The organism is Rhodococcus wratislaviensis, assembly GCF_900455735.1.
GTDB lineage: Bacteria > Actinomycetota > Actinomycetes > Mycobacteriales > Mycobacteriaceae > Rhodococcus_F > Rhodococcus_F wratislaviensis.
Map to the genome: position 1 here is coordinate 368,264 of NZ_UAUI01000025.1, position 8,904 is coordinate 377,167.

The window sequence follows — 8,904 nt, forward strand, 5'->3', positions numbered from 1 at the left end:
CGCATCAACACTCTGACGCGCGATGCCGCTGGTGGATCAATTCTGCCCGATGTATCGGACGGTTGCTTCTCCGCACGCTCGAGCCATTTATTCATGAATGCCGACATTCAATTTCGAATACCTGTTCAAGGGTTATTTTCGAAGCCCGCCAGAGGTAATGTGGTCCCTGTCACTGCAGCAGGTGGTGCTTCCGTTCCGGAAGTTACCACCCAATTGTGAACCGCCGGGTCTATTTCCGAAGTCACAATTGGCAGGACGCCCACAATACCTGGTTTTCCTTCAACGCGAATTCCCATGTGGACCCGCGCGTCGCAGCTGAACCCGAGTCCAGCTTTGCCTGCGAGTTCTTGCAGAGCAACGAAAGAAAGGGCATCGATGTCCACCTCCACGCCTCCACCGGCGGCCTTGGCGCCGCCCACTACTGTCCGTCGACGTCGGTACTACGCCCAGCTGTGGTTCTGGGTTCTGGTCGCCTTGGTCGGCGGTATCATCGTCGGACTCGTCGCTCCGGGATTCGGGGAGAATCTCCGCTTTCTGGCGGACAGCTTCATCCAGCTCATCAAGGTGGTCGCGCCGCCTATCGTATTTTGCACCATCGTGATTGGAGTGGCCTCGATCGGCAACATGCTCAAGGCTGGAAGGCTCGCTGCAACCGCTCTCGGCTACTTCCTGGCCATGACGATCGTCGCGCTCTCGCTGGGGCTTGTCGTGGTCAACGTCATTCGTCCCGGCGCCGACTTCCCCACGCAGGTAGCTGATCCCAGCGCACTCCAGACTGCCCACATGGATGTCACCGAAGCGACCGGGAAGACCGGAATTCTCGGCTTCATTCAGGACGAGCTACTGCCGAAGAGTCTTTTCGGTCCATTCGTAGAAAATGACATGCTTCGTGTGATCGTGTTGGCAATCTTGTTCGCCCTCGCCGCATCGATGCTTGCTACTCCGCTACGCATGCGGGTCGTAGCCGCAGTCGAACTGATGTCGAAGGTTGTTTTCGGAGTTATCCGAATACTGATGCTGCTGGCGCCGATTGCGGCATTCGGCGGGATGGCCTATACCGTGTCTCAATTCGGGGGTAAGACGCTGGCCAACCTAGGTCTGCTAATGGTCGCCTTCTGGCTGACATGCTTCTTTTTCGTCTTTGTCGTACTTGGTGCGGTCTGCGCGTGGAGTGGATTCAGCATCTTCAAGTTTCTTCGCATGATCAAGGATGAGCTGCTCATTATCGTCGGAACATCGACATCCGAGACTGTCCTGCCGCGCCTCTTGGGCAAGCTCGAGGCGGCGGGTGCAAGTCGGTCGGTTGTCAGTATGGTTCTGCCGACAGGTTACGCGTTCAATCTGGACGGCAGCTGCATCTACTTGACGATGGGAGCGCTCTTTATCGCGCAGGCCGGCGGTGTGGATCTTCCCATCGGGGCGCAACTCGCCCTTGTGGCGCTGATGATCCTCACGTCGAAGGGCGCGGCCGGGGTGACCGGCGCAGGCCTTGTCACGCTCGCCGCGTCCCTCCAGGCATTCGGTCCGGACTTCTTTCCTCCGTCAGTACTCACCATCGGCCTCGCTCTGCTCGTCGGCATCGATCGGATCATGAGTGAGGGCCGCTCGTTGACAAATGCGATAGGCAATGCGGTCGCGGTGATGGTCATTGCGCGCTGGCTGGGCGAGCGTGACGAGACACGCTTCCGTGCGGCGCTCAAAGACCCCGAACTCGTGCGCGACCAGATCGAGCAGGAGCCGGATACGGTCCCACTTCCGGCCAGTACATACGAAATGCCCGAGGCGGTCCGGCCCCACGGTCGGATGGCAGCCCGAGGTGACGACGAGTCGCCGACGTGTGAGTATGCGCCGGCGAGCACGTCCACGATGGAGCCGCGGGCTTGACGTCCGGTCATGAGAGGACTCACGATGCCGGCGCGTATTCGAAAACTCTAGCGGTCGCCACGATTATGTAATATGGAGTTCTTAGCCCGGTACTCGAACACCAGCAGTGAGGACGGTCATGGGCGTGCATGCCAACACCAGAGCCATCGAGAAGGACATCGTCACCGACTTCAGCGAGCGGATGAGCTATGGCTCGTACCTGGACCTCGACACGCTGCTGAGTGCGCAGAAACCGGTGAGCCGGCCGCAGCATCACGACGAACTGCTGTTCATCATCCAGCACCAGACCACCGAACTCTGGCTGAAGCTCGTCCTGCACGAAACACTCGCGGCCCGGGCCGCTTTCGACGAGGACGAGATCGGCCGGGCGCTCAAGTGCGTGGCGCGCGTGAAGCACATCCAGAAGACGCTGACCGAACAGTGGTCGGTCCTGGCCACCCTGACCCCCACCGAGTACTCGGAGTTCCGCCAGTTCCTCGGTAATTCGTCCGGGTTCCAGTCCTACCAGTACCGCGCCGTCGAGTTCGTGCTCGGCAACAAGAACGCCGGAATGCTGACGGTGTTCGAATCCGATCCCGCCGCCCATGATCTACTCGAGCGGCTCCTCGCCGAGCCGAGTCTGTACGACGCGTTCTGGCGGTGCCTGTCGCGGCTCGGGTACGACGTGCCTGCCTCCGCGCTCGACCGCGACGTGACCACCGCCTACACGCTGAACGAGGACCTGCTGCCCCTGATCAAGTTCGTCTACGAGAACCACGACGAGCACTGGGCGGTCTACGAAGCCTTCGAGGAGTTCGTCGACCTCGAGGAGAACTTTCAGCTGTGGCGCTTCCGCCACATGCGCACGGTGCTGCGGACCATCGGCATGAAGTCCGGGACGGGCGGATCCAGTGGGGTCGGATTCCTGCAGAAGGCGCTTGACCTGACGTTCTTCCCGGAACTGCTGGCCGTGCGCACCGAGATCGGACGATGATGACCACGTCGACCGATGTGCCGGCCGCCCGCGCCGCCCAACTCGACGCCGCGGACCCGCTGCGCGCGTATCGCGACCTGTTCGTCGGCTCCGACGACCCGTCGGTGCCCGCCTACCTCGACGGAAACTCACTCGGACGGCCCACCAAAGCGAGCGCCGAGCGGATCAGCGCGTTCGTCACCGAGTCGTGGGGCGGGCGGCTCATCCGTGGGTGGGACGAGGAGTGGTACGACCTGCCGATCACGATCGGCGACACCCTTGCGAGGGTCGCGCTCGGCGCGGCCGCCGGGCAGGCCACCGTCGGTGACTCGACGACGGTCCTGCTGTACAAGCTGGCACGCGGTGCGCTCGCATTGCGCCCGGACCGTACCGAGATCGTGGTGGATCGCGACAACTTTCCGACGGACCGGTACGTGCTCGAGGGTATCGCCGGGGAACTCGGGCTCACGCTGCGGTGGATCGAGTCGGACACCCGGGGCGGGGTCACCGTCGACGACCTGAAGTCCGTGGTCTCCGAACACACCGCGCTCGTCGTGCTCAGCCACGTCGCCTACCGCTCGGGCTACCTGGTGGACGCCGCCGGCGCCGCCCGCGTGACGCACGACGCCGGTGCGCTCCTGCTGCTCGACCTGTGTCACTCCGTCGGCTCGGTTCCCCTCGAACTCGACGCGTGGGGTGTCGATCTGGCGGTCGGGTGCACGTACAAGTATCTGAACGGCGGTCCGGGCTCACCGGCGTTCGCCTACGTTCGGGCCGATCATCAACAGCATTTCGTGCAGCCGATCTGGGGTTGGATGGGCCGCGACAACCCGTTCGCGATGGCACAGGGCTACCAACCGGCGCCCGGCATCCGGCGCGTGATCAGCGGAACGCCGTCGGTCCTCGGCATGATCGCGCTGCAGGACACCCTCGAACTCCTCGACGAGGTCGGCATGGATGCGGTGCGGGCCAAGTCGATCGCGCTCACCGAGTACGCGCTCGACCTCGTGCGCGAGGTGCTGATTCCCTTAGGTGTGGAGATCGGATCGCCGGAGGATTCGGCCGAGCGGGGTGGTCACGTCATCATCGACCACCCGCGGTTCGAGACCGTCGTCGAGCGACTGTGGACGAAGGGCGTCATCCCCGACTTCCGGGCCCCGCAGGGACTGCGGCTCGGCCTGAGCCCGCTGAGTACGAGCTTCGGTGAGGTGTGCGCCGGGATACTCACGATCCGTGATGAACTCACCGACTGAGCCGGCGAGCGCGATCCTCGACGACTTCGATTCGAGGCCCGGCAGCGCGACGTCGCTGATCCGGACCGTACTCGGTGCGTACGTGCGCGACGTCGGCGGGTGGGTGGCGATCGCCGACTTCGTGGAACTGATGCACGCCGTCGGCATCCCGCCCGAATCGACGCGCATCGCCGTGGCCCGCCTCAAGAAGAAGGGGGTGCTGCGGCCGCTGACCCGCGACGGTCGGAGCGGGTACGAGGTGACCGAGCAGGCCGAGGCGATGTTCACACGCGGCGATCCGCGGATCTTCGGCTTCCGTCAGATGGCGGACACCGATCCCTGGCGGTTGATCTCGTTCACCATCCCCGAATCGCAACGGGCGGTGCGGCACCAGTTGCGCCGACGGCTCGGCTGGATCGGCTGTGGAACCGTGTCGCCCGGCTTGTGGATCGCCCCCGAGTATCTCGCCCGCGAGGTCGACGACATCGTCGACGCGCTGGGGCTGTCCGAGTACGTGACGACCTTCGTGTCCACGGCGGTGTTCGTGCCCGACTCGATGGGGGACGCGGCGACGCGGTGGTGGGACCTCGATGGCATCGCCGCGCGGCACCGCGACTTCCTCGACCGCCACCGGGTCGCTCTGTCTGGTGCAGAGGAGGTCTCGCCGCGAGAAGCGTTCGTCCGTTTCGTCCCGCTGCTCGACGAATGGCGGATCATCCCGTACATCGACCCAGGCCTGCCGGAAGGCATGCTGCCCGCGGAGTGGCCGGGCGCCGACAGCGTCCGGCTGTTCGCGTCGGCGCGGGACCGCTACCTGACCGGGAGCCGCGACTGGGTGCGGAGCGTGCAGTCGCGGCTCCCGGTGTGAGGTGCTATCCGAGGAATTCCTCGCCGATGTTCTTGGCCCACTCCTCGGCCTGATCCTTGGGCCGGATCGAGCTGGACCCGTCGTGCCTGCCGTGTTCGCCGACCTGGACCGCGCCGAGGGAGACGAGCTTCTCGGCGATGATCTCGCCGCCGCGGTTGTAGGTTTCCTCGTACACCTTGTCGCCGAGGCCGAACAGCGCGAACTGCATCCCGGTGAGGTCGGGTTCGTCCTCCTCGAGGCCCTCGAAGAAGGGTTCCGCGCCGGTGGGCAGCTCGCCCTCACCGTAGGTGGAGCACACGATGACGTGGAAGTTCTCGGGGTCGAGATCGCCCGCGTCGAATTCCATCATGTCGTACAGGGACGTGTCGCCGTAGTCGCCGAGCACGTCGGCGATGTTGTCGGCCACCAGTTCGGAGGTTCCGCCCTCGCTGCCGTACAGAATCACCACTGCCATTGTTCTTGCTCCTCGTGAGTTGCTGCCGACGTGATCAGTACACGTCGCGCAGGTAGCGCTTTTCCTTCTTGAGCTTGGTCACGTAGTCGGCGGCCTGCTCGGTGGAAAGGGTGCCATGAGTGGCGATGACGTGGTGCAGGGCCCGGTCGACGTCCTTCGCCATGCGGGTGGCGTCACCGCAGACGTAGAAGTGGCCGCCGTCCTCGAGCCAGGCGAACAACTCCGCGCCGTTCTCGACCATCCGGTTCTGTACGTAGATCTTCTCCGCCTGGTCGCGGGAGAAGGCGAGGTCGAGGCGGGTGAGGAGACCGCTGTCGCTCATCGCGCCGATCTCGTCCTCGTAGATGTAGTCCGACGCGCGGTGCTGGTCGCCGAAGAACAGCCAGTTGCGTCCGGATGCGCCCCGCGCCTGCCGTTCCTGCAGGAACGCGCGGAACGGTGCGATGCCGGTGCCGGGGCCGACCATGATCATCGGTGCGTCGTCGTTCGCGGGGACGCGGAACGACTTGTTCTTCGACACGAAGATCCCGCCGCTGCCGCCGTCGGCGATCCGATCGGCGAGGAACGTGGAGCACACGCCGCCGCGGTCGCGTCCGGCCGAGCTGTGCCGGACGCTGGCGACGGTGAGGTGCACGCTGCCGGGGTTGGCGAGCGGGCTGGACGAGATGGAATACGCCCTGTGCTGCAACGGCTTCAGCAGCCCGACGAACTCGTCCGCGGTCAGGGTCACCGACGGCTCGAGGAGCAGCAGGTCGAGCACGTCCTTGCCCCACAGCCAGGCGTCCAGGGCTTCCTTGTCGCCGTGCCGCAGCACGTGACTCAGTTCCTCGTCGCCCGCCCGCTTCTCGATCTCGTCGATGAATTCGTGGCTCGGCGTGGAGATCTCGTACGCGTGCAGGAGGAGGTCGCTGAACGGCCGCTCCTTTCCGGTGACGGCGGCATCCGCCGGGATGCCCAGCCGGGACACCAGGGCGTCGACGAGGGCGGGATCGTTGATCGGCATCACCCCGAGCGCGTCACCGGCCTCGTACTCGAGACCACTGTCGGCGAGCGCGAACTCGTAGTGCCGGATCTCCTTCGCGGACGTGTCGCTCGACAGCCGCCGGTTCACGGACAGCGTGGACCCGTAGGGGTTCTTGCGGTTCCACTGCGACCGCTTGCGGGCCGGCTTCGTCTCGGGCTCGGCGACATCGGCGACGGGGGACTCGCCGCGAATGCCCTCGACGGCCGCGAACAGCGGGAGGGTGTCGGCGACCCACGCGGCCGCGGTGTCCTCGTAGTCGACGTCGCAGTCGACGCGCGGAGTGACGCGGCGGGCACCGAGCTGTTCGAGCCTGGTGTCGATCATCTTGCCGGCCTGGCAGTACCCGTCGTACCCGGTGTCGCCGAGCGCGAGCACGGCGAAGTCGGTGTTCTCCAGCCGTGGCGCGGTCTCCGCGGACAGCGCCTGCCAGAACAGTTCGGCGTTGTCCGGCATCTCACCCTCACCGTAGGTGGAGGTGACGACGAGGACGCGTTGCATGGCGGCGAGGGCGTCCGTGTCGACGTCGTCGAGGGCGCTCACCACCGGCGCGAAGCCCTGCGAACGTGCCGCGGCCGCAGCGTCTTCCGCGACACCCTCGGCGTTCCCGGTCTGGCTTCCGTACAGCACGTGCATGGCGGGCAACTGCCCACCGCCCGCCGCGGCGGGCGCGTCGGCGCCACCGACGACCAGACGCGAGCTCATACCGGCGAGGAAGCCGGTGAGCCACACGCGCTGGTCCTCGCTGAACGGGGCGTCCTGGGGGATGTAGGGCAGTTTCATGAGGGGACCACGTCTCTCGTGGGGATCAGATCGGGGAGAGCGTGCTGCGCGAACAGCTCCTCGAAACCGGGCAGCCGGCCGATCTTGTCGACGTTCTTGGCGTCCTGGTGCAGGATCCAGCCGTACGTGCCGGGGGCGTCGATGGACCGCACGTTGCGGCGGCGCAGCGCATCCTTGTAGTCGGCGAGACGCTTGGCCGCCACCATCACGGCCAGGTCCTCGTCGCTGTAGTCCTTCAACGCTTCCCGCGCGTACCGCTGCAACCGCTGCATGAGGAAGAAGTCCTCGGTGAGCAGCAGGTTGCGGACGGCCTTGTCGACCGCCGGATCGGATGGATCCGCGACACCCGGCAGCTTGGACAGCGCCATCTCCTGCGCCGCGTTCAGCACGGTGTAGTTGTTCAGCAGCGCGAACATGGCCTCGGTGTCGGCCTCGCCGTAGCCGGGCACGGCGCCGTCGAGCACCGCGTTCCCGTCCCGGTAGTCCAGCTTGAACTTGCGCACCTGGTGCGCGACCAGCGCGGCGGCGAGTTCGTCGGCCAGGTCCTTGCGGGGCTTGGCCTTCAGGATCTCGTCGCTGTCCTGGTACTGCAGCAGCGCGCGCGGCATGCCGTACACGAAGTGGTGCTGTTCGGTCTCCCAGTTCTCGAGCAACCATGCCGCCTTGGCGGAGCCGGTGGCCTCGAGGTGCCACCCGAGCAGCACGTGCACGGCCTGACGGTGCAGCGCCGCGTGCTCGTCGTCGCCGGTGATGGCGCCGAGCAGGATCGAGTCGGCGCTGGCCTTGCCGGGCAGCTTGCCCTCGGGGTCGTACTGGTAGACGAAGCCGCCGCTCATGCCGTTGCCGACGCCCTTGCCGAAGCCGCCGAGGTTGAGGACGGCACCGTTGGTCATGTACTCGCAGGCGAAGTCGCCGACACCCTCGACCACCGCGGTGGCACCCGAATTGCGCACGGCGAAGCGGTCACCGGCCTGGCCTTCGACGAACGTGCGCCCACCGGTGGCGCCGAACAGTGCGAAGTTGCCGATCAGCACGTTGCCGCCGTGAAGGTCGGAGCCGCCACCGGGCGAGCGCACGACGATGCTGCCGCCGTTGGCGCCCTTGCCGACGCCGTCGTTCGCGGTGCCGGTGTGGACGAGGGTCATGCCGTCGTTGCAGAACGCACCGTACGACAGGCCCGCGGACCCGGACGTGGCGATCCGGACGCTGCCCTCGCGCAGGTAGCCGCGGCCGCGCTCGTCGCGGAGCACGGCGGGCAGCTCGACATCGGTGAGCTCGTGGTTCAGCATCCGCTCGATGTCGACCGCCAGCTGGGCGCCGACGCTCTTGTTGCGGTTGCTCAGGTGTACCCCGTCGCCGAGCTGGACCGTGGTCTCGCCCTGCTCGACCAGCGCGGCACGCAGCTGCACGAGCCAGCCGTCGTCGAGGGTGTAGTCCTTCTCCAGGTACACCGGATCGCCGATGGTCACTTCCTCGACCACGGCGAGCATCGCGCGCAGGTCGAGCTGGCCGACGCTCGACGGGTGGTCGAGGAGCTGCAGCAGATCGGAACGGCCCCGGGCCTCGCGCAGCGAGGACATCCCCAGCTCGGCCAGCACCTCGCGGGTCTCGTGCGCGATGTTCAGCAGGTACTGCGCCATCGCCCGCGGATCACCGTCGAACAGTTCGGGATTGGTGGTCAGACCGGCGGGGCACTTGATGTTGCAGTTC

Annotated in this window: 7 protein-coding genes; 4 read left to right on the forward strand and 3 right to left on the reverse strand. The window is 66.0% G+C overall.

Features of this window, described 5'->3' with window-relative positions; genetic code table 11:
- The first annotated feature begins 375 nt into the window (after positions 1-375).
- The 4 genes from DTA22_RS30470 to DTA22_RS30485 all read left to right on the forward strand — a co-directional run bounded on the left by DTA22_RS30470 (position 376) and on the right by DTA22_RS30485 (position 4,936).
- Positions 376-1,884 (forward strand): cation:dicarboxylate symporter family transporter, encoded by a 1,509-nt coding sequence (locus DTA22_RS30470; protein ID WP_063748188.1) that lies wholly within the window; start codon positions 376-378, stop codon positions 1,882-1,884.
- Positions 1,885-2,002: 118 nt separating this feature from the next.
- Positions 2,003-2,857, forward strand: a complete 855-nt coding sequence (locus DTA22_RS30475; protein ID WP_112301905.1) for a tryptophan 2,3-dioxygenase — start codon at positions 2,003-2,005, stop codon at positions 2,855-2,857.
- Positions 2,854-4,089: a kynureninase gene (locus DTA22_RS30480; protein WP_112301906.1), complete on the forward strand. Its 1,236-nt coding sequence runs from the start codon at positions 2,854-2,856 to the stop codon at positions 4,087-4,089. Before DTA22_RS30475 ends, DTA22_RS30480 begins: the two co-directional genes overlap by 4 nt.
- A complete protein-coding gene (locus tag DTA22_RS30485) occupies positions 4,073-4,936 on the forward strand; it encodes a PaaX family transcriptional regulator (RefSeq protein WP_112301907.1) in 864 nt (287 codons plus the stop codon). Before DTA22_RS30480 ends, DTA22_RS30485 begins: the two co-directional genes overlap by 17 nt.
- Positions 4,937-4,940: 4 nt before the next feature.
- Here the strand turns inward: DTA22_RS30485 and DTA22_RS30490 are convergent, their stop codons facing one another.
- From DTA22_RS30490 to DTA22_RS30500, 3 genes are all read right to left on the reverse strand, one after another.
- Positions 4,941-5,390, reverse strand: coding sequence for a flavodoxin domain-containing protein (locus DTA22_RS30490; protein ID WP_005253993.1), 450 nt, complete (start codon positions 5,388-5,390; stop codon positions 4,941-4,943).
- 34 nt (positions 5,391-5,424) lie between these two features.
- Positions 5,425-7,194 carry a sulfite reductase subunit alpha gene (locus tag DTA22_RS30495; RefSeq protein ID WP_112301908.1) on the reverse strand — a complete coding sequence of 590 codons (1,770 nt, stop codon included), beginning with the start codon at positions 7,192-7,194 and terminating at the stop codon, positions 5,425-5,427.
- A partial coding sequence (locus DTA22_RS30500; RefSeq protein WP_457920862.1) for a GltB/FmdC/FwdC-like GXGXG domain-containing protein occupies positions 7,191-8,904 on the reverse strand: 1,714 nt, incomplete at its 5' end. The genes DTA22_RS30500 and DTA22_RS30495, both read right to left, overlap by 4 nt.